Source organism: Caulobacter sp. CCNWLW153, from assembly GCF_036889365.1.
GTDB classification, from domain to species: domain Bacteria; phylum Pseudomonadota; class Alphaproteobacteria; order Caulobacterales; family Caulobacteraceae; genus Caulobacter; species Caulobacter radicis.
In genome coordinates this window covers 1-18,333 of sequence record NZ_JBAKFV010000008.1, presented here as the reverse complement: position 1 = coordinate 18,333, position 18,333 = coordinate 1, and the positions used below count along the sequence as shown (strand labels likewise).

Sequence of the window (18,333 nt, the reverse complement as noted above, 5' to 3'; positions counted from 1 at the left end):
AAGACCATGACCCTCGATCGCCGCGCCGTGCTGGGCGCCGCCGCCATGCTGGCCGTTCCGCTGAAGGTCAATGCCTCCGGTCGCGCCGCTCCGGTGGCCACCACCACGGCGGGCCGGGTTCGCGGCGCGGACATCGACGGGATCAAGGTCTTCAAGGGCGTGCGCTACGGCGCCGACACCGCGGCCCGGCGCTTCCAGCCGGCGCAAGCCGCCCAGCCCTGGAAGGGGATCGCCGACGCTCTGGCCTATGGCCCCGCCTCGCCGCAGTTGAAGAGCGACGAGGCCACCAGCGAGGACTGCCTCTTCCTCAACGTCTGGACCCGGGGCCTGGCCGACGGAAAGAAGCGGCCGGTGATGGTCTATGTGCATGGCGGCGCCCATGCGAACGGCTCGGGCTCCAGCCCGCTCTATGACGGGACCTGGCTGGCCAGGACCTACGACGTTGTGGTCGTGACGGTGAACCACCGCCTCAACGCCTTCGGCTACAGCTATCTCGCGCGGCTGGGCGGACCTGAACTGGCCGACAGCGGCAATGTCGGCAATCTGGATCTGATCCTGGCGCTGCAATGGGTGCGCGACAACATCGCGGGCTTCGGCGGCGACCCGGGCAACGTCACGACCTTCGGCCAGTCGGGCGGCGGGGCAAAGTGCGTGACCCTGATGGCCATGCCGCGCGCGGCGGGCCTCTACCACAAGGTCGCGACCATGAGCGGCCAGCACGTCACCGCCATGGGACCGATCCACGCCACGATCCGCGCCCGCGCCTTCATGGACAAGCTGGGCCTCAAACCCGACGAGACCGACAAGCTGAAGACCCTGCCCGCGGCCCAGCTGGTCGAGGCGCTGAGGATGCGCGACCCGCTGGAGCGCAAGGGCGGCATCGTCTTCTGGTCAGTGGTGGACCACGGGGTGCTGCCGCGCCATCCGTTCTATCCCGACGCCCCGCGCGAGAGCGGGCATATCCCGATGATCATCGGCAACACCCACGACGAGACCAAGGCCTTCCTGGGCGGGGATCCCAAGAACTTCGCCCTGACCTGGGACGAGCTGCCGGGCAAGCTGGAGAACGAGCTGGTGCTCGACATGTCGCCCGAATACCTGGTCGGCCGCTATCGGGCGCTCTATCCGCAGGCCAGCCCGTCGGACCTCTTCTTCGCCATCACCACGGCCGGGCGCTCGTGGCCGGGCCACCTGATCCAGGCCGAGCAGCGCGCCCGCATCGGCGCCCCGGCCTGGATGTACCAGCTGGACTTCGGCGCCCAGACCGATCCCCGGATGGGCGCCTATCACAGCTACGACATCGCGCTGGTGTTCGGCACGCTGGACGCCAGGGGCTCGATGACCGGCACGGGTCCGGCGGCGGTGAAGGTGCGCGACCAGCTCGGCGCGGCTTTCGCCTCGTTCGCGCGGACGGGCGATCCCAACTGCGCGGCGATCCCGGCGTGGGAGAAATACACCCTGCCCCGACGGCCGACCCTGGTGGTCAACGAGACCTCGGCGATGGTGGATGACCCGCGCAAGGAAGAGCGCGAGATCTTCGCGGTCGCGCCGTTCATGAAGGAAGGGACGTAAGGGGCTCAAGGAACCTCCCCCTCTGGGGGAGGCGATCGCGTAGCGATCGGTGGGGGGAAGTCGGTGATGATCTTCCGATACCTCGAAAGCTGAAAACGTCCCCCCTCCGGCCCTCCGGGCCACCTCCCCCAGAGGGGGAGGATCCATTGACGCCGGCGCTCTTAAAGATGCTCCCCTTCTAGGGGAGCTGTCGCGGAGCGACTGAGGGGGCAGCGCGGCCTTACCGCCCCACCGCCACGGCCGCGGAAAACGCCGAGGTCGCCCCGACCGGGGTCGTGACGGTCGCGGTGATGGCGTCGCCGATCTTCGCCCCGGCGACCTTGCCGGAGAACTCGGCCCGGCCGCTGGCGTCCGTCACGGCCCGCAGGCTCCCGAGATAGCGCTCGCCCTCCCGACCCAGCGGCCGGTTACCGAAAACCTCGACCACCACGGCCGCGTTGGGCGAAGCGTCCAGCACGCCGGCCACGGCAAGCTCGTCCTTGGAGACGTGAGCGCTCGCCAGCCTCGGCGGCTGGAGCCCGAACTGCGGCGCCGCATGGCACTTCTCCGGCGTGTTCGGCGCGGTGCAGACCTGGGCCGCGCCGGCCTTGTCGAACACCACGCCCATGCCGCGCGAGCCGACGAAGCTGGCGTGCTCCAGTCCCGGCGGACCGACGACGATGCCGCCGCGGACCATTTTCTCGTCGCACGAGCCGCCGGCCGAGCACAGCCTGATCGGCTTGCCGTTGCCGGCGATCGCGTTCTGGCTGATGCGGTTGGCGGCGACCTTGGCCTCGGGCCGCACGGCGACGCCGATCCCGTTGCCGCGGATCTCGTTGCCCGCGATCATGTTGCCCTCCCCGCTGACGCTGATCCCGAAGGCGTTGCCGGTGAAGACGTTGGCGCCGATGTAGTTGCGCGCGCCCCAGTTCAGTTGCAGGCCGTCGGAGTAGTTGGAGAAGCGATTGCGCACGACGGTGTTGTCGTTGCCCCACAGGATCTCGATGCCCTGCGAGGGCTCCAGGTTGTCGGCTCCGCCGTCGAAGCTGTTGTCGGCGATCAGGTTGAAGGCCGCGCCGCGCGTCAGCTCCAGGCCGTCGCCGTTCTCGACGAACGCGTTGCGCAGCACCTTGTTGTCGAGCGTGGTGTGCGAGGTCGAGCCGCCCTTGCCGTCATCGCCGCTGAGCATCACGCCCGCGCCGCCGATGTTCCTGACGATGCGATTGTCGGCGATCACCGCGTTCGAGGTGCGCAACACCAGCACCCCGATGCAGAAGCCCCGGATCTCCAGCCCGCGCAGGGTCACGCCCTTGGTGTCGACCAGGGCGAAACCGGGATTGCTGGCGGTGCGGACATTGGTGCCGTACTGGCCCTGGACCATGCCGGGGCAGCTCTTCAGGTCGCGCGACAGGTAGCCCGAGCCGTCGACGACATTGTGCCCGCCGTTGCGGGCGAAGGCCTGGCCCTCGATGATGACCGGCCCCTTGATCGGCGGCAGGGCCGATTTCAGCACGATGGCAGGGACGGCGATCTCGATGCGGTAGCGGCCCTGTTCGGCGTTGCTGGTCTCGATAGCCCAGCGCAGCGAGCCCTTGTCGCCGTCGTCAGCGTCGCGATCGACCAGCAGCAGTTCGGCCTGCGCGCCCGACTGGGCCGGCCCGCCGGCGGCGACCGCGGCGATCGGCTTGGGATCCTGGGCAAAGGCCGGCCAAGCCAGCAGGGCCGCGACGATCGCGGCGGACGCAACACGAACCATCGATCCCTCCATCTTCTCGTGCGGGTCCTCTTCCTTCGACAAGCTCAGGATGAGGACCAATTCAACGGCCGCACAGTCGAAACCTCACCCTGAGCTTGTCGAAGGGCGAGGTTTCGCCGTCTCAAACCACCCGGTCCCAGGGAAAGCTCAACGTCGGCTGGTTGACGTGGCGCTTCATCTTCAGGGTCAGGCGCGCGCCCGAGCCCGGCGCCAGCCTCAGCGTGAAGGCCGAGGCGTCGACCGCCTGGGCGGCGCCCTCGCCGATCGCGGCGCTGAGGATCTGGTGCTCGCCATAGGCGCCGCCCTGGATCGTCACCGTGCGCGGGGTCACGGGGCTCAGATTGATCAGGCTGACCACCGTCTCGTCGTCGGCCAGCCGCTCGACCAGGGCCGCCACGTCGGGCGGCGCGCCGGCCCGGCGCCGCTCGGGATCGAAGTAGCGCAGGCGCGCGTAGTGCAGCGCCCCGCCCTGCGAGGGCGAGGACTTCGACCACGGCGGCCGGGCGATGTGGATGCCGCCTTCCATCAGCTGGATCAGGGCGGTGACGCTGGCCGGATTGATGTCGAGCGCGGCGTCGGCCAGGCGGGTGTCGGGGGTCGACGTGTCGTCCCGCTGGGCCTGGGCGCGGGCGCGCACCCGCTCCAGGTCGCCACGCAGAGCCTTGGCGGGATATGAGGGATCCTTGCCATCCAGCCAATCGAGCCAGGGATGCGCCGCCGCGCGGGCCCGGTCGGAACCCTTCATCGACAGGTACCAGATCTCCAGCCCGTTCAGCTGGTACTCGCCGGGCGCGAAGCCATACCAGCCCTTGGGCCCGTACATGCGCGGGGTCGAGACCTTGCCGTCCTCGACCTTCTTCTGGGCGTTGATGACGTCGTTCTGGCGGCGCCACACGTCGAGATACTTGTCGTCGCCGGTCAGCAGGTAGGCGTTCATGAAGCCGACGACGGCGCGCGGCACGCGGTTGCGGTCCTCGCGCTTGCCGGTCTGCGGCACGACGGGCGAGAAGCCCCAGCCGTAGGTCCCGCTCCACCACCGGCCCTTGGGGACCTGGCCGTCCAGCCCGACCTTGCTGGGGATCACGTCGCCATTGGCCCGCGCCCGCTCGATCCAGCCGTCGACGTACTTCAGGATCCAGTCGCGGTACCTGGCCTCGTGGTCCAGCATGTAGGCGTTCATCACCAGGCTGGTGGCCTGCAGGTTCAGCGGACTGTCGCCGACCACGTCGTCGTACTCGTCGTAGTGGCGCAGGGTCTCCTCGTACGAGCGCTCGCCGTGCTCCATGTAGAAGTGGGTCACGTCGAACGGGTCGCCGGCCCAGTCCAGGGGCGTGGCCTTGCGCAGCATCGGACCCCGGCTGCCGGTGATCATGCTGCGGATGACGTTGAGCTTGGGGTCGTAGTTCGGCGTCGACGGGTCCTCGCCGGTGTAGAAGCCCGAGAACCGCCTGGCCCGCTCGCGGAAGCGCGGATCGTTCGGCGCGGAAAGGCCCAGCAGGTTGAACACCGACAGCCCCTCGGAAAGGTGCTGCCAGTCGCTCATGACCGGGAATTCCTTGTAGTACATGCCCTCGCGCGCGAACGGCACGTCCTTGGTCCGGGCCGCCGTATACTGGCGGACATTGCCCTCGAAGGCCTTCCGGGCCAGCTCGAGCACGCGGTCGCCGGCGCCCAGGGCGTGCAGGGTCGGCCAGTCGTTGACGTTCTCGATGGCGTCGTCGGGGCCGTCGTTGGCGCCCCAGCGCTCGAAGGCCAGCAGGTAGCCGCGCTCGTCGAAATAGCGGGCGAAGAAGGCCTCGCAGGCCTCTTCGTTGGCCTTCAGCAGTTCGCGTTGCAGCAGGGCCCATTCGGGCGCGACCATCGGCGTCGTCACGGTCAGGGCGGCGGGCGCTGCGCTCGCCGCGCGGCCGATCCCGGCGAGAACCAGGGCCGAGGCGCCGGCCAGGACGTGGCGTCGAGAAAGCATCAGGCCGCCTTCAGCTGCAGGCGCTGGATCTTCCCGACGATCAGGAAGTAGGCCAGCACGGCGATCAGGCAGTGGGCGCCGACGAAGATCAACGCCCCATCGAACGAGCCGGTGGCCTGGACGATGTAGCCGATGACGATCGGGGTCACGATGCCGGCGGTGTTGCCGAAGGTGTTGAAGACCCCGCCGGTGACCCCGGCCATCTCCTTGGGCGAGGTGTCCGACACCACCGCCCAGCCCAGCGACGCCACGCCCTTGCCGAAGAAGGCCGCGGCCATGATCACGATGACCAGCCACTCCTGTTCGACGTAGTTGCAGATGACGATGCAGGTGGCCAGGATCATGCCCAGGAGCAGCGGCGTCTTGCGGGCGATGTCGAGATTGCCGGTCTTCTTCAGCAGGGCGTCTGAGATCATCCCGCCCAGCAGGCCGCCGGCGAAGCCGCACAGGGCCGGCAGAGCGGCGGTGAAGCCCGCCTGCAGGATCGACAGCCCCCGCGCCTTGACCAGATAGATCGGGAACCAGGTGACGAAGAAGTAGGTCAGCACGTTGATGCAATACTGGCCGATATAGACGCCCAGCAGCATCCGGCTGGTCAGCACCTGCTTGACGTTGGCCCAGGTGAAGGCGGCGCCGGCGTTGGCGGTCTTGTCCTCCATCCGCACCAGGCCGCCGCCGGCCTCGATGTAGTCGAACTCGGCCTTGCTGATCTTCGGGTGCTCGACCGGGCTGTGGATCAGCTTGACGAAGAAGAAGGCCGCGACGATGCCGATCGCGCCCATGACGAAGAACACCGAGCGCCAGCCGAAGTCGTGGGCCAGCCACCCCATCAGCGGCGCGAAGGCGACCAGCGAGAAATACTGGGCCGAGTTGAAGATCGCCGAGGCCGTGCCGCGCTCCGAGCCCGGGAACCATGCCGCCACGATGCGCGCGTTGGCCGGGAACGACGGCGCCTCGGCAAGGCCGACGAGGAAGCGCATGAAGAACAGGGCCACTGCCGCCGCCAGCCCCGTGAAGGCGCCCGAGAAGCCCTGCAGCAGGGTGAAGCTGGACCACAGCACCAGGGCCGCGGTGTAGATCTTCTTGGAGCCGAAACGGTCGAGCAGCGCCCCGCCGGGGATCTGGCCCAGCACATAGGCCCAGGCGAAGGCCGACATGATGTAGCCCATGGCCACCGGATCCAGGCCCAGCTCCTTCGACGCCGACTGGCCAGCGATCGAGAAGGTGGCGCGGTCGGCGTAGTTGATCGTCGTGATGATGAAGAGCGTCGCGATGATCAGCCAGCGCACGCGGGTACGCCTGGTGGTGTCGGTCATGGACGCTCTCCCTGGGGCGCCGCTCTGTCGTCGGCGCTTTGGGAGGACGCTAAGGGGCGTCGAGGCCCAGGTCTAAGTCAAATCGCCTATGGACCGATCCACGGGCGACATGGATCGAACCGCGGTACGCATCGAAACCCAAGGCTGTCAAAGGATCGCCCGCGCGCGAGACGGCAGGCGCCGCAGCGGAAACCTGTGGATCGGTGCACATCGCGCATAGGTCCATACCTGATTGGGATTGGCCCTCCGTTCGAACCCGTCCCTATGGTTCAGGCAACGAAGAAGCAGGCTGAGCCGGCTTCCAAAAGCGGCCCGCGCAGACGGGCATCGGGAGGGACAGATGACGTCCAACAGGAATCCGCGCCTGCGCGCCGTGCTCGGCGCCAGCGCTTCGGCCTTCACCATTCTGGCCGCCGGCGCCGCCATGGCCCAGGAGGCCCAGCCGCCGGCGGCCGAACCCGCATCCGACGAGGTCGAGGCCATCGTCGTCACCGGCTTCCGCGCCAGCCTGCAGAGCGCCATCAACCTCAAGCGCAACGAAAGCGGCGTGGTCGACGCCATCAAGGCCGAGGACATCGCCCAGTTCCCCGACCTGAACCTGGCGGAGTCGCTGCAGCGCATCCCGGGCGTGTCGATCTCGCGCATCAACGGCGAAGGCCGCCAGATCACCGTGCGCGGCCTGGGTTCGGAGTACACCCGCGTCCGCATCAACGGGATGGAGGCGATCTCCACCACCGGCGGCACCGCCAACAGCGGCGGCACCAACCGCGGCCGCGGCTTCGACTTCAACGTCTTCGCCTCGGACCTCTTCAACAGCATCGCCGTGCGCAAGACCGCCTCGGCCGACGTCGAGGAAGGCTCGCTGGGCGCCACGGTCGACCTGACCACCGCCAAGGCCTTCGACAGCGGCAAGCCCCAGCTCGTGCTGTCGGCCGGCGCCAGCTACAACGACCTGTCGGAAAAGACGACGCCGCGCGTCTCGGTGCTGGCCAGCAACGTGTTCTTCGACGGCAAGGTCGGCGCCCTGCTGTCGGTGGCCTACGAAGAGCGCCACCTGAAGGAGGAAGGCGCCAACATCACCCGCTGGGCCACCGGCGCCAGCAACGGCGGCTTCAACAGCGCCTCGACCGTGCCCGGCTACACCGTCGCCCAGATCAACAGCGCCAACATCTTCGCCCCGCGCATCCCCGGCTATGTCAGCTACGACATCGAATCCAAGCGCCTGGGGATCGCCGGCTCGCTGCAATACAAGCCCAATTCCGACACCCAGGTCACGCTGGACGCCCTCTACGCCTACCTGGCCGGAACCCGCAAGGAAGCCCAGTTGCAGGCCATCGGCCTGTCGCGCGCCAACACTGGCAAGCCCCAGACCATCATCCGCGACGGCGTCGTCGAGAACGGCAACCTGGTCTACGCCCGGATGGACAATGTCGATCTGCGCACCCAGGCGGCCTATGACGAGCTGAACACCGAGTTCAAGCAGTTCACCCTGTCGGGCACGCACGACTTCAGCGGCAACCTGCGGGTGGGCATGCTGGCCGGCTATTCGGACTCGACCTTCACCCAGCCGATCTCGACCATCGTCACCTTCGACCGGGCCAATAGCCAGAACTACCAGTACGACTTCCGCAAGGGCCGCGCGCCGCAGATCCTGCTGGGCTTCGACCCGACCGATCCGGCCAACTGGTCCTCGACCAACGGCACCTCCGAGGTGCGCATCCGCCCGCAGTTCGTCGAGAACCAGTTCTCGACCGCCAAGGTCTATGGCGAGTGGGACCTGAACGACAAGCTGCGCCTCAAGGCGGGCCTGGACTGGCGCAAGTTCGAATATGACAGCTATGGCCAGTACCGGACCAGCGAAACGGTCGTCCAGACCCTGACCCCGGCCCAGCTGGCCTCGGTGTCGAAGGTGTTCACGGGCTTCGGCAGCGGCATGAACCTGCCGGAGGGCAACTTCACCTCCTGGCTGATCCCCGACATCGACAAGTACGCCGCCCTCCTGGGCATCTACAGCAACAGCGGCATCTACGCCCTGACCGACACCAACAACTCCAGCGCCCGCGGCCAGTACGGCGCGGTCGAGGAGCAGGACTACGGCGCCTACGTCCAGGCCGAGTTCAAGTTCGACGCGTTTGGCCTGCCCTTCCGCGGCGACGCCGGCGTGCGCCGCGTCCATACCAAGCAGGAGTCGGCCGGCTACGCCGCCGTCGCCGGCGCCATCCAGCGGGTCGACGTCGCCCGCGACTACAACCTGACCCTGCCCTCGTTCAACCTGGCCGCCGACCTGTCGGAAACGGTCGTGGCCCGCGTCAGCGCCGCCCAGACCATCGCCCGCCCGGGCATCGGCTCGCTGTCGCCCGGCGGCGATGTGGCCGTGCAGGGCGCCAACCGCACCTACAGCTCGGGCAACCCGTACCTGACGCCGACGAAGTCCGACAATCTGGACTTCTCGCTGGAATGGTACCGCGAAAAGGGCGCGATGATCGCGCTGGGCGTCTTCTACAAGCGCATCGACACCTTCGTGGCCACCCTGCGCCGCGAGGCCGTCTACAACACCCTGGGCCTGCCGGACTCGCTGCTGACCGGCACCGGCGCGACCACCGACCAGGTGTTCCAGGTGACCCAACCCGTCAACAGCGACGGCGGCGACCTGAAGGGCTTCGAGATCAACGTCCAGCAGCCCTTCACCTTCCTGCCGGGCTTCTGGAGCAACTTCGGCGTGGTGGCCAACTACACCTATGTCGACTCCAAGATCGAGTACCTGACCTCGACGACGCCGGGCGCGCCGACGGTGAACGCCACCCTGGTGGGCCTGTCGAAGAACGCCGCCAACCTGACGCTCTACTACGAGACCCCCAAGTGGAGCGTGCGCGGCTCGCTGGCCTATCGCGACGGCTACCTGACCCAGGTGCCCGGCAGCGACGGCAACACCGTCCAGGGCACCAACGAGACCCTGAACGTCGACATGCAGGCCAGCTGGAACATCCGCGACAACCTCAAGCTCTCGATCGAGGGCGTGAACCTGACCGACGAGTTCAACGACCAGTACGTCGGCGATAGCAACCGGCTGAACGTCTACACCCACAGCGGCCGCCAGTTCCTGGTCGGCCTCCGCTACAACTTCTAGGCGCGATCCTACCTCCCCCCGGCGCCTAGGCAGCCCGCGTCGCTCTCCTTCCAGGGCGGCGCGGGTTTTCTTTTGGGGAGACGACCAGTGCGTGGTCCTCGTCCTTCGACAAGCTCAGGATGAGGACCAAGGCAGGCGCAGGCGCCAACGCAAACTCACCCTGAGCCTGTAGAAGGGCGAAGTTGCCGCTCCCTTACCTCGGCATCGTCGTCGCCTGGCGGCGCACCACCCGGCAGCGGGTCTGGCCGAACTTCGTGGCGCAGAAGCCGGTCTCGTCCGAGCCCTGGCGGATCACCGCCCAGCGGTCGCGGTCGCACAGACGCCAGGTCTCGCGGAAGCGGCCCTTGTCGTCATAGGGAAACACGGGCGCATCGCCCTGGGTGTAGAACTGGGTCATGCCGGTGAAGCCGCCGAAGCTGGTCTTGCCGTTGACCACGCCGCAGACCCGGCCCGTGCGCATCATCCACACCCCGCCCAGCTCCAGCTCGCGCGACTGCTTCAGGCGGGCGACGAGGGCCGGCTGCACCACGGCCCAGCGCTGGGCGGCCTGGCGGCGGGCCGGCTCCAGCGCCGCGCCTTCCGCCGGCGGCAAAGGTCCCATGGCCCGCTCGAACCGGATGAAGTCGAAGATCCCATAGGCCAGGGCCGCCAGCATCGAGGCGACCATCACGAGACCAAGGATGCGCCAGGCGATGGCGACCCCGCGCTTGCGGCCGACATGGGCGTCGGGAACGGGCAGGACGAACGACACGGTGATCTCCCCCTCTGATCGAAGAAAAGATTACACATGTAATTTTATAATTCAACCGCCCCTTCAGTCGTCATCCCGGCCGCAGCGCAGCGGAGAGCCGGGACCCAGGGGCCGACGCACTGCGCCGACCACCATCGGGCAGACCACCCAACCGCCGAGCCCAGCCCCCTGGGTCCCGGATAAGCCCTGCGGGCTTTCCGGGATGACGAAGGAGGTGCGAGGGCTGATCCCTACCGCGCCTCGGCCGCGGCGCGGTTCAGCGGCGGCGGGGTGACGCCGTCGACGAACAGCCGGGCGCTGGCGCCGGGGATGCGGGTCGAGGGCGGGGCCGGGCCGCGCGGGGCCAGGGACCAGACGCCCATGACGATCATCACGGTCAGCGCGCCCAGGGTGACGGCGGCGGTCAGGCCCTCGCTGGAGACCGGGGCCGGGCCGGCGATGACCCGCACGCGCGACACCAGCGGATGGCGGCCGAAGGCGCAGGCCAGCGGCGAGGCGGCGGTGAAGGCGTGGGCCTTCATCAGGGTCTCGGCGTAGCGCTTGCGGGCCTTGGGATGCAGGGCGACGACATCGCCGTCGCAGGCGATCTCCTGGTCCAGGCGGGCGACGAACGCCCCCAGGTGGACGATCGGATTCAGCCAGCCCAGGGCCTGGCAGGCGGTGATGATCAGGTTGCCGCGCGGGTCGCCGCGCCGCATGTGGGCGCGTTCGTGGGCCAGGACCAGCTCACGCTCGTCGGCGGTGAAGCGCAGGGCGAAGTCGCGGGGGATAACCAGGCGCGGGCAGAACACCCCCATGACCGCCGGCCCTTCCAGGCCCGCGCGGGCGCGCTGGCGGAAGGCCCGCTCCGACAGGGCGATGAACCCGGCCAGGCCGACGACACCGGCCAGCCAGACGACCAGGAAGCCCACCGCCAGCAGGCGCTCGGGCGGCTGCTGCGCCGCGCCGGCGCCCAGGGCGTCCGACAGGCTGGGGAAGACGCTGGCCAGGGCGGCGGCCGGCGCCAGGCGCCACAGCTTGTAGGCCGCCTCCGAGCCGACCAGGCGGCGCACCGGGACACGCAGCGCCAGCACGACCAACACGCCGACGGCGGCGGCCAGCTGCGCCCGCAGCAGGGTTATGGCCAGCAGTTCAATCAGCATCGTCCAGCTCCGCGATCAGCTGCTTCAGCTGCTTGACCTCGTCGGGCGACAGCGAGCGGTGCTTGGCGAAATGGGCGACCAGCGGCGTCAGGCGGCCTTCGAACAGGCGGTCCAGCAGGCCCTGGCTCTCGGTCTGCAGGTACTCGGCGCGGCTGACGATCGGCACGTAGCGGACGCGGCCGTCGATGCGGCGCGACTCGATGGCCTTGCGCTTGAGCAGGCGGTTGATCAGCGTCTTGACCGTGGCCTCGCCCCACCCTTGAGGGCCTGCGACGGCCTCCAGGATCTCCTCGACGGTCAGGGGGCTCTGGGTCCAGAGCGCTTCCATGACGTGGCTTTCGGCGTGGGTGATGCTCATGGCTGTCCGCTGCTCTACTGGCCTGGATGATTACGCCCGTAAATGAAGCCGTCAAGCGATGCTTGGCGGACGCGGGCAGTCGGTTAAGAGTGCGCGCCATGACTCTTCTGCTCGCCCCTCGCCTCGCCCCCTGCGGTCCGATCGTCGATCCCAAGGCCGCCGAGCGCGCCCACGAGATGATCGCCAAGCGGGCCGGCGAGCGGATGGGCCTCGTCGACGCCGCCTGGCCGGCCCTGGCCCCGGTGTTCGCCGCCAGCCCCTACCTGGCGGGCCTGGCGCGTCGCGACGGCGTGCGCCTGGCCAGCATCCTGGACAGCGAGCCGCAGGCGCGCCTGGACCAGATCCTGGCGGCCGCCCAGGCCGTCGCCGCCGAGCCCGACTTCGAGACCGCCCGCAGGACACTGCGTGAACTGAAGGCCGACCTGCACCTGCTGACCGCCCTGTGCGACCTGGGCGGCGTCTGGGACCTCGACGCGGTGACGCTTGCCCTGACCCGCTTCGCCGACGCCAGCCTGCACGCGGCCCTGGCCCAGGCCGCCCGGGTCGAGGTGGCGCGCGGGGCGCTGACCGGCGTGGGGGATGGCGAGGACGGCCCGATCCCGGGCCTGTTCTGCATCGCCATGGGCAAGCACGGCGCCTACGAGCTGAACTATTCCAGCGACATCGACTTTTCGATCTTCTACGCGCCCGAGGCGCTGCCGGTGTCGGAAGGAACCGAGCCGCAGGGCGTGGCCGTGCGCCTGACCCAGCACCTGGGCCGGATGCTGGCCGAGCGCACAGCCGATGGCTACGTCTTCCGCATCGACCTGCGCCTGCGGCCCGACCCGTCCTCGACCCCGCCGGCCATGCCGATCGACGCGGCTTTGGACTACTATGAGAGCGTCGGCCAGAACTGGGAGCGGGCGGCCCATATCAAGGCCCGGATCGCGGCCGGCGACATCGCGCGGGGCGAGGCGTTCCTGGCCGAGCTGCAACCCTTCATCTGGCGACGCAATCTCGACTTCGCCGCCATCGCCGACATCCATTCGATCAAGCGCCAGATCCACGCCTACAAGGTGGACGAACGGCTGGAGGCCAAGGGCGCCGACCTGAAGCTTGGTCGCGGCGGCATCCGCGAGATCGAGTTCTTCGTCCAGACGCAGCAGCTGATCCTGGGCGGCCGCCATCCGGACCTGCGCAGCCCGCGCACGCTCGACGCGCTCGCCGCCCTGCGCGACGCCGGCCACGTGACGCCGGAGGACTGCGAGTACCTGACCGCCGCCTATCACGACCTGCGGGCCCTGGAGCACCGGGCCCAGATGATCGCCGACGACCAGACCCACAAGCTGCCGGAGTCCGACGCCGACCGGAAGAAGGTCGCCGCCCTGTGGGGCCAGAGCAACCTGCGCAGCTTCGACGCCGCCGTCGGCAAGATGCTGAAGGGCGTCAACCAGCGCTACGGCGCCCTCTTCAAGGGCGAGGAGGAGCTGTCGTCGCGGTTCGGCAGCCTGGTCTTTACCGGCGTCGAGGACGATCCGGAGACCCTGGCCACGCTCAAGCGCATGGGCTTCTCGTCGCCGGAGCGGGTGGCCGCCACCATCCGCGGCTGGCACCACGGCCACATCGCCGCCACCCGCACCGAGCGCGGACGCGAGCTCTTCACGCGCCTGGCCCCCCGCCTGCTGGACGCGGCCAACGCCACGGGCGCGCCCGACCCGGCCTTCAACCGTTTCGCCGACTTCTTCGCCTCGCTGAGCTCGGGCGTGCAGATCCAGTCGCTGTTCCTGGCCCAGCCGCGCCTGTTCGAGCTGGTGGTGCAGGTCATGGCCTTCGCCCCGCGCCTGGCCGCCACCCTCGCCCGCCGGCCGACGGCGCTGGACGCCCTGCTGGATCCGGCCTTCTTCGGCCCCATGGAGATGCCGTCGGAGGTTCCGTGGGACCCGGCCGAATTCGAGCCGTCGATGGACGCGGCCCGGCGCCTGTTCCGCGACCAGGCCTTCCGTATCGGCGTGCGGGTGATGAGCGGCACGGCCGACGCCAGCGACGTGGGCCGGGCCTTCGCCGACCTGGGCGACCTGATCGTCGGGGGCCTCGCGCCCGCCGCCCTGGCCGAGGTCGAACGGCTTGGCGGCGCCTTCCCCGGCCAGGTGGCCGTGGTCGCCCTGGGCAAGGCCGGCTCGCGCGAGATGACGGCCAAGTCCGATCTCGACCTGATGACGCTGTACGCGGCCGACGCGCCGGCGGCCCAAGAGGATGTCGTTTCGGAGGTGAAGGGCTGGAGCGCCGACGTCTTCTACGCCCGCTTCACCCAGCGCCTGACCTCGGCCCTGTCGGCCCCGACCGCCGAGGGCACGCTCTATGAAGTGGACCTCAAGCTGCGCCCCTCGGGCAGCAAGGGGCCGGTGGCCGTCAGCTTCACCGCCTTCGAGGACTATTACGAGCGCGAGTCCGAGACCTGGGAGCTCTTGGCCCTGACCCGCGCCCGGGTGATCTGGGCCAGCTCGCCGGAATTCAAGGCGCGAGCCGAAGGCGCGATCGAGGCGGCCCTGCGCCGCCCGCGCGACGTGGCCAGGACCGCCGCCGACGTGCTGGACATGCGCGAACTGATGGAGCGCGAGCGGCCCGGCAAGGGCCCCTGGGACCTGAAGCTCGACCCCGGCGGTCTCGTCGACATCGAGTTCATCGCGCAGTACCTGCAGCTGGCCCACGGGCCTGACGGCGGCCCGCTGGCCCAGAACACCGGCGAGGCCCTGTCGGCCCTGATCGACGCGGGCCTCGCCGACAAGGCGGCCCTGACCGCGGCCCTGTCGGCCTGGCGGTTGGAGCAGGACCTGTCGCAGCTGATCAAGGTGGCGCTGGAAAACGGCGACGACCCGGAAAGCGAACCCAAGGCCTTCCGCGCCCTCCTGGCGCGCGCGGGCCACGTGACCCAGTTCCGCTCGCTGAAGGCCAAGCTGGTCAAGGCCAAGGCCGAGGCCCGCAAGGCGTTCGAGCAGGTGGTGAAGTAGGAGGGAAAAAGAGATCCTCCCCCTCTGGGGGAGATGGCCCGAAGGGCCGGAGGGGGGCCGTTTTCAGCTTTCGCTACGCCGACAGTCCGCCCACTTCCCCCTCCGTCGGCTTCGCCGACACCTCCCCCTTCAGGGGGAGGATCTCGTACCCGCGACGGAAACCCCGCCCTCCTCCGTTGAAGCTCCTGAAGGACGGGCCATCCCCCCTACCCGGAGCATTCGATGAAGACGTTCACCACCCTGGTCGCCGCGACCGCGATCGCCGCCTGCGCCGCCTCGGCCCAGGCCCAGACCAAGCCGGCCGGCGAGACCCAGGCCGCCTTCCAGGGCCAGCGCGCGGCCCAGATGCTGGCCAAGCTGGACGCCGACAAGGACGGCAAGCTGTCGAAGACCGAGTTCGAGGCCATGCGCCAGAAGAAGCCCGACGCCGCCAAGGCCCAGGGCGCCAAGGCCGGCCGGGGCGATCGCCTCTGGGGCCGCCTCGACGCCGACAAGGACGGCTTCCTGTCGCGCGCCGAGCTGGAGGCCATGGCGGCCAAGCGCTTCAAGCGGATGGACGCCGACGGCGACGGCGTGCTCACCTCGGCCGAACGACAGGCCGCGGCCGGCAAGGCCAAGGCGGCGATGTGACGGCCGGCATGGGCTTGGCGTGACGAGGTGAGGCTTGGCGAGCGAGGGGGAAGACCCCGACCTGGCGTTGCTGGAAGGCGTGGGACGGGGCGAGCAGGCCGCCGTGCGACGGCTGCTGGACGCCCGTCTGCCGCGCATTCTCGCCTTGGCCCGGCGGCTGCTCGCCGATCCGGACGAGGCCCAGGACGTGGCCCAGGAGACCTTCCTGCGGGCCTGGAAGCAGGCGCCTTCGTGGCGTCCGGGCCAGGCCCGCTTCGACACCTGGCTGCACCGCGTGGCCCTGAACCTGTGCCGCGACCGGCTGCGGCGACGGCGCGAGACGGCGATGGCGCAGCCCCCGGAAGTGGCCGACCTTGCCCCGACCGGCGAGGGCGCGTTGCTGGGCGTCCAGATCGGCGGGCGCATCGAGGCGGCCCTGGCCGCCTTGCCCGAGCGCCAGCGCGAGGCGATCGTGCTCTGCCACCACCAGGGCCTGGGCAACAAGGAGGCCGCCGCCCTGCTGGGGGTGTCGGTCGAGACGCTGGAAAGCCTGCTGGGCCGAGGACGGCGCGCCCTGCGCGCGGCCCTGGCCGACCTGATGGAGGCGGTCAGATGACCATCTGGGCGATGAGCTTGAAGGAGGGCGCGCGACCATGACCCCCGACCGCTTCGCCGACCTGGCGGCCGCCCATGGCGGCGACATCGGCCGCTGGCCGCAGGACCTGCGCGAGGCCGCCCGCGCGGCCCTGGCCGCCGATCCCTCGCGGCTGGGCGCGGTGCTGGCCGCCGAGGCCGACCTGGACCGCCTGCTCGACCTGGCCCCGGCGCAGAGCGCAGACGCCGCCCTGCTGGGCCTGCTGCTGGAGGCCGCGCCAAAGCCGCGGCGTTCGGCCAGCGCCTGGTGGGCGGGCCTGGCCGCCGGTATCGGCCTGGCCGTCGCCACCGTGGCCGGCGTCGCCGTCGGCGTCGCCTCGGGCGCGGGCGAGCGGCTGGACCGCCGGGCCGACGCCCTCCTGGCCGCCGCCTACGACCAGCCCGAGCCCGACACGGCGGCCGAGGCCCTGCCCGAACTCCTGGACGAGGCGACCGACCTATGAGCGCCAACCGTTCCCTGATCGTCGCCCTGGTGGTCTCCGGCGCGCTGAACCTGTTCCTGGTCGGCGGCATCGCCGGCGCGGCCTGGATGCGCCAGGAGACCCGCCGCGAGGCCCCGGCCGCCGCCCTGGCCCAGCGCCCGCCCTTGTGGACCGCCGGCCGCGACCTGCCGCCCGACCAGCGCCGCGCCCTGCGCCGCACCCTGCGCGAAGCGGCGCTGGAAAACCGCGCCGACGCCCAGGCCGCCCGCGCCGAGCGCCGCGCCGTGGTCGAGGCCATGGCCGACGGCCGCTTCGACCGCGCGCAGGCCGAGCGCCGGATGGCCGCCGCCCGGGCGCTGGAAAGCGGCGTCCGCGCCAAGGTCGACGGCCGCCTCGTCGCCTTCGCCGAGAGCCTGCCGCTCGAGGAGCGCAAGGTGCTGGCCGAGGGCCTGCGCCGGGTCTACGCCCCGCGCCAAAAGCCCCGCGACGAACGTCCCGAGCGGCCGCGCAGAAAAAACGACGCCCAGCCATAACCAAACCGCGTCCGGCTCCGTATCTTCGACACTGAAACCGGAGACACGCCCGTGCTGATCCGCCACCGCCCCGACCTGACCGAAAACGACGTCACCGACCGGGGGCTCCACCTGCGCCGACGTGAGTTCATCGCTGGCGCGGCGGGCCTGGGCCTGGCGGGCTTGGGCGGCATGGCGCACGCCGCGCCGCTGGCCTTCACCAAGGGCTTCTCGACCACCGAGAAGCCGACGCCGAAGGACGACGTCACCAGCTACAACAATTTCTACGAATTCGGCGTCGACAAGGGCGACCCGGCGCAAAACGCCGGCAAGCTGAAGACCCGCCCCTGGACGGTTCGCGTCGACGGCGCCTGCGAGGCCCCCCAGACCTTCGACATCGACGCCCTGATGAAGGCCAACAAGCTGGAGGAGCGGATCTACCGCCTGCGCTGCGTCGAAGGCTGGTCGATGGTGATCCCCTGGGTCGGCTTTCCGCTGAAGGACCTGATCGCGGCGGTCAAACCCACCTCCAAGGCCAAGTTCGTCGCCTTCGAGACCCTGATGAGGCCCTCGGAAATGACCGGCCAGCGCTGGGACGTGCTGCAATGGCCCTATCGCGAGGGCCTGCGCATCGACGAGGCCGTCCACCCGCTGACGCTGATCGCCGTGGGCCTCTACGGCGAGACCCTGCCCAACCAGAACGGCGCGCCGCTGCGCCTCGTCGTGCCGTGGAAGTACGGCTTCAAGAGCATCAAGTCGATCACCCGGATCAGCCTCGTCGAGCGCCAGCCGCCGACCGCCTGGAACCTGTCGGCGCCGCGGGAGTACGGCTTCTATTCCAACGTCAATCCGGCCGTGGACCACCCCCGCTGGTCGCAGGCCACCGAGCGCCGCATCGGCGAGTTCCGGCGGCGCGACACCCTGGCCTTCAACGGCTACGGCGAGTGGGTGGCGGACCTGTACCGCGGCATGGATCTGAAGAAGTTCTACTGATGAAGGACGAAATCGACACCGCCAACTCCTCCCCCGTGCAACGGGGGAGGTGGCGCGCTGCGGATACGCAGCGTGACGGAGGGGGCGAGGGACGGAGCGCCGCGCCCAGTCGCGGGGGGGGGGGGGGGGGGGGGGGGGGGGGGGGGGGGGGGGGGGGGGGGGGGGGGGGGGGGGGGGGGGGGGGGGGGG

General features: G+C 70.0%; 14 protein-coding genes. 8 read left to right on the top strand and 6 right to left on the bottom strand.

All coding sequences use genetic code 11. From position 1 onward, the window contains the following. Positions 1–6: 6 nt before the first annotated feature. Complete coding sequence (locus V6S85_RS13675) at positions 7–1,572, top strand: carboxylesterase/lipase family protein (protein WP_334349223.1); 1,566 nt, start codon at positions 7–9, stop codon at positions 1,570–1,572. 220 nt (positions 1,573–1,792) lie between these two features. On the opposite strand, the gene V6S85_RS13670 is transcribed toward V6S85_RS13675, so the two are convergent. The 3 genes from V6S85_RS13670 to V6S85_RS13660 form a co-directional block, all read right to left on the bottom strand. Next, entirely contained in the window at positions 1,793–3,307 is a 1,515-nt protein-coding gene (locus tag V6S85_RS13670) for a right-handed parallel beta-helix repeat-containing protein (RefSeq protein WP_334349222.1), read from the bottom strand. Positions 3,308–3,428: 121 nt separating this feature from the next. Further along, entirely contained in the window at positions 3,429–5,273 is a 1,845-nt protein-coding gene (locus V6S85_RS13665; RefSeq protein WP_334349221.1) for a hypothetical protein, read from the bottom strand. Further along, the gene (locus V6S85_RS13660; RefSeq protein WP_334349220.1) at positions 5,273–6,589 is read right to left on the bottom strand and encodes an MFS transporter; all 1,317 of its coding nucleotides are present in this window, start codon (positions 6,587–6,589) and stop codon (positions 5,273–5,275) included. The genes V6S85_RS13665 and V6S85_RS13660 overlap by 1 nt, the downstream gene beginning before the upstream one ends. A gap of 340 nt (positions 6,590–6,929) precedes the next feature. Here V6S85_RS13660 and V6S85_RS13655 point away from each other — a divergent pair, with 340 nt between their 5' ends. After that, positions 6,930–9,716 (top strand): TonB-dependent receptor, encoded by a 2,787-nt coding sequence (locus V6S85_RS13655; RefSeq protein WP_334349219.1) that lies wholly within the window; start codon positions 6,930–6,932, stop codon positions 9,714–9,716. 193 nt (positions 9,717–9,909) lie between these two features. Here V6S85_RS13655 and V6S85_RS13650 read toward each other — a convergent pair whose 3' ends face one another. The 3 genes from V6S85_RS13650 to V6S85_RS13635 form a co-directional block, all read right to left on the bottom strand. Beyond that, positions 9,910–10,467 carry a hypothetical protein gene (locus V6S85_RS13650; protein ID WP_116568570.1) on the bottom strand — a complete coding sequence of 186 codons (558 nt, stop codon included), beginning with the start codon at positions 10,465–10,467 and terminating at the stop codon, positions 9,910–9,912. A 230-nt stretch (positions 10,468–10,697) separates the two neighbouring features. After that, positions 10,698–11,609, bottom strand: a complete 912-nt coding sequence (locus tag V6S85_RS13640) for a M56 family metallopeptidase (protein WP_116568569.1) — start codon at positions 11,607–11,609, stop codon at positions 10,698–10,700. Continuing rightward, entirely contained in the window at positions 11,599–11,967 is a 369-nt protein-coding gene (locus V6S85_RS13635) for a BlaI/MecI/CopY family transcriptional regulator (RefSeq protein WP_116568614.1), read from the bottom strand. The genes V6S85_RS13640 and V6S85_RS13635 overlap by 11 nt, the downstream gene beginning before the upstream one ends. Positions 11,968–12,065: 98 nt before the next feature. On the opposite strand from V6S85_RS13635, the gene V6S85_RS13630 reads away from it, so the two are divergent. The 6 genes from V6S85_RS13630 to msrP all read left to right on the top strand — a co-directional run bounded on the left by V6S85_RS13630 (position 12,066) and on the right by msrP (position 18,144). Then, positions 12,066–14,954: a bifunctional [glutamine synthetase] adenylyltransferase/[glutamine synthetase]-adenylyl-L-tyrosine phosphorylase gene (locus V6S85_RS13630; RefSeq protein ID WP_334349218.1), complete on the top strand. Its 2,889-nt coding sequence runs from the start codon at positions 12,066–12,068 to the stop codon at positions 14,952–14,954. Between the two features lie 222 nt (positions 14,955–15,176). Continuing rightward, positions 15,177–15,584, top strand: coding sequence for an EF-hand domain-containing protein (locus V6S85_RS13625; protein WP_116568567.1), 408 nt, complete (start codon positions 15,177–15,179; stop codon positions 15,582–15,584). A gap of 34 nt (positions 15,585–15,618) precedes the next feature. Beyond that, entirely contained in the window at positions 15,619–16,179 is a 561-nt protein-coding gene (locus V6S85_RS13620; RefSeq protein ID WP_116568566.1) for an RNA polymerase sigma factor, read from the top strand. Between the two features lie 37 nt (positions 16,180–16,216). Beyond that, a complete protein-coding gene (locus V6S85_RS13615) occupies positions 16,217–16,660 on the top strand; it encodes a hypothetical protein (RefSeq protein WP_334349217.1) in 444 nt (147 codons plus the stop codon). Further along, complete coding sequence (locus tag V6S85_RS13610) at positions 16,657–17,172, top strand: periplasmic heavy metal sensor (protein WP_334349216.1); 516 nt, start codon at positions 16,657–16,659, stop codon at positions 17,170–17,172. Before V6S85_RS13615 ends, V6S85_RS13610 begins: the two co-directional genes overlap by 4 nt. Before the next feature lie 21 nt (positions 17,173–17,193). Next, positions 17,194–18,144 carry a protein-methionine-sulfoxide reductase catalytic subunit MsrP gene (gene msrP, locus V6S85_RS13605; protein ID WP_334349362.1) on the top strand — a complete coding sequence of 317 codons (951 nt, stop codon included), beginning with the start codon at positions 17,194–17,196 and terminating at the stop codon, positions 18,142–18,144. The last annotated feature ends 189 nt before the right edge of the window (positions 18,145–18,333 follow it).

What these genes read in the sequence shown, in the direction of transcription:
- V6S85_RS13625 (WP_116568567.1), top strand. Translation starts at nt 15,177, where the DNA reads ATGAAGACGTTCACCACCCTGGTCGCCGCGACCGCGATCGCCGCCTGC.
- V6S85_RS13615 (WP_334349217.1), top strand. Translation starts at nt 16,217, where the DNA reads ATGACCCCCGACCGCTTCGCCGACCTGGCGGCCGCCCATGGCGGCGAC.
- V6S85_RS13610 (WP_334349216.1), top strand. Translation starts at nt 16,657, where the DNA reads ATGAGCGCCAACCGTTCCCTGATCGTCGCCCTGGTGGTCTCCGGCGCG.
- V6S85_RS13635 (WP_116568614.1), bottom strand. Translation starts at nt 11,967, where the DNA reads ATGAGCATCACCCACGCCGAAAGCCACGTCATGGAAGCGCTCTGGACC.
- V6S85_RS13670 (WP_334349222.1), bottom strand. Translation starts at nt 3,307, where the DNA reads ATGGTTCGTGTTGCGTCCGCCGCGATCGTCGCGGCCCTGCTGGCTTGG.
- V6S85_RS13660 (WP_334349220.1), bottom strand. Translation starts at nt 6,589, where the DNA reads ATGACCGACACCACCAGGCGTACCCGCGTGCGCTGGCTGATCATCGCG.
- V6S85_RS13655 (WP_334349219.1), top strand. Translation starts at nt 6,930, where the DNA reads ATGACGTCCAACAGGAATCCGCGCCTGCGCGCCGTGCTCGGCGCCAGC.
- V6S85_RS13675 (WP_334349223.1), top strand. Translation starts at nt 7, where the DNA reads ATGACCCTCGATCGCCGCGCCGTGCTGGGCGCCGCCGCCATGCTGGCC.
- V6S85_RS13665 (WP_334349221.1), bottom strand. Translation starts at nt 5,273, where the DNA reads ATGCTTTCTCGACGCCACGTCCTGGCCGGCGCCTCGGCCCTGGTTCTC.
- V6S85_RS13630 (WP_334349218.1), top strand. Translation starts at nt 12,066, where the DNA reads ATGACTCTTCTGCTCGCCCCTCGCCTCGCCCCCTGCGGTCCGATCGTC.
- V6S85_RS13640 (WP_116568569.1), bottom strand. Translation starts at nt 11,609, where the DNA reads ATGCTGATTGAACTGCTGGCCATAACCCTGCTGCGGGCGCAGCTGGCC.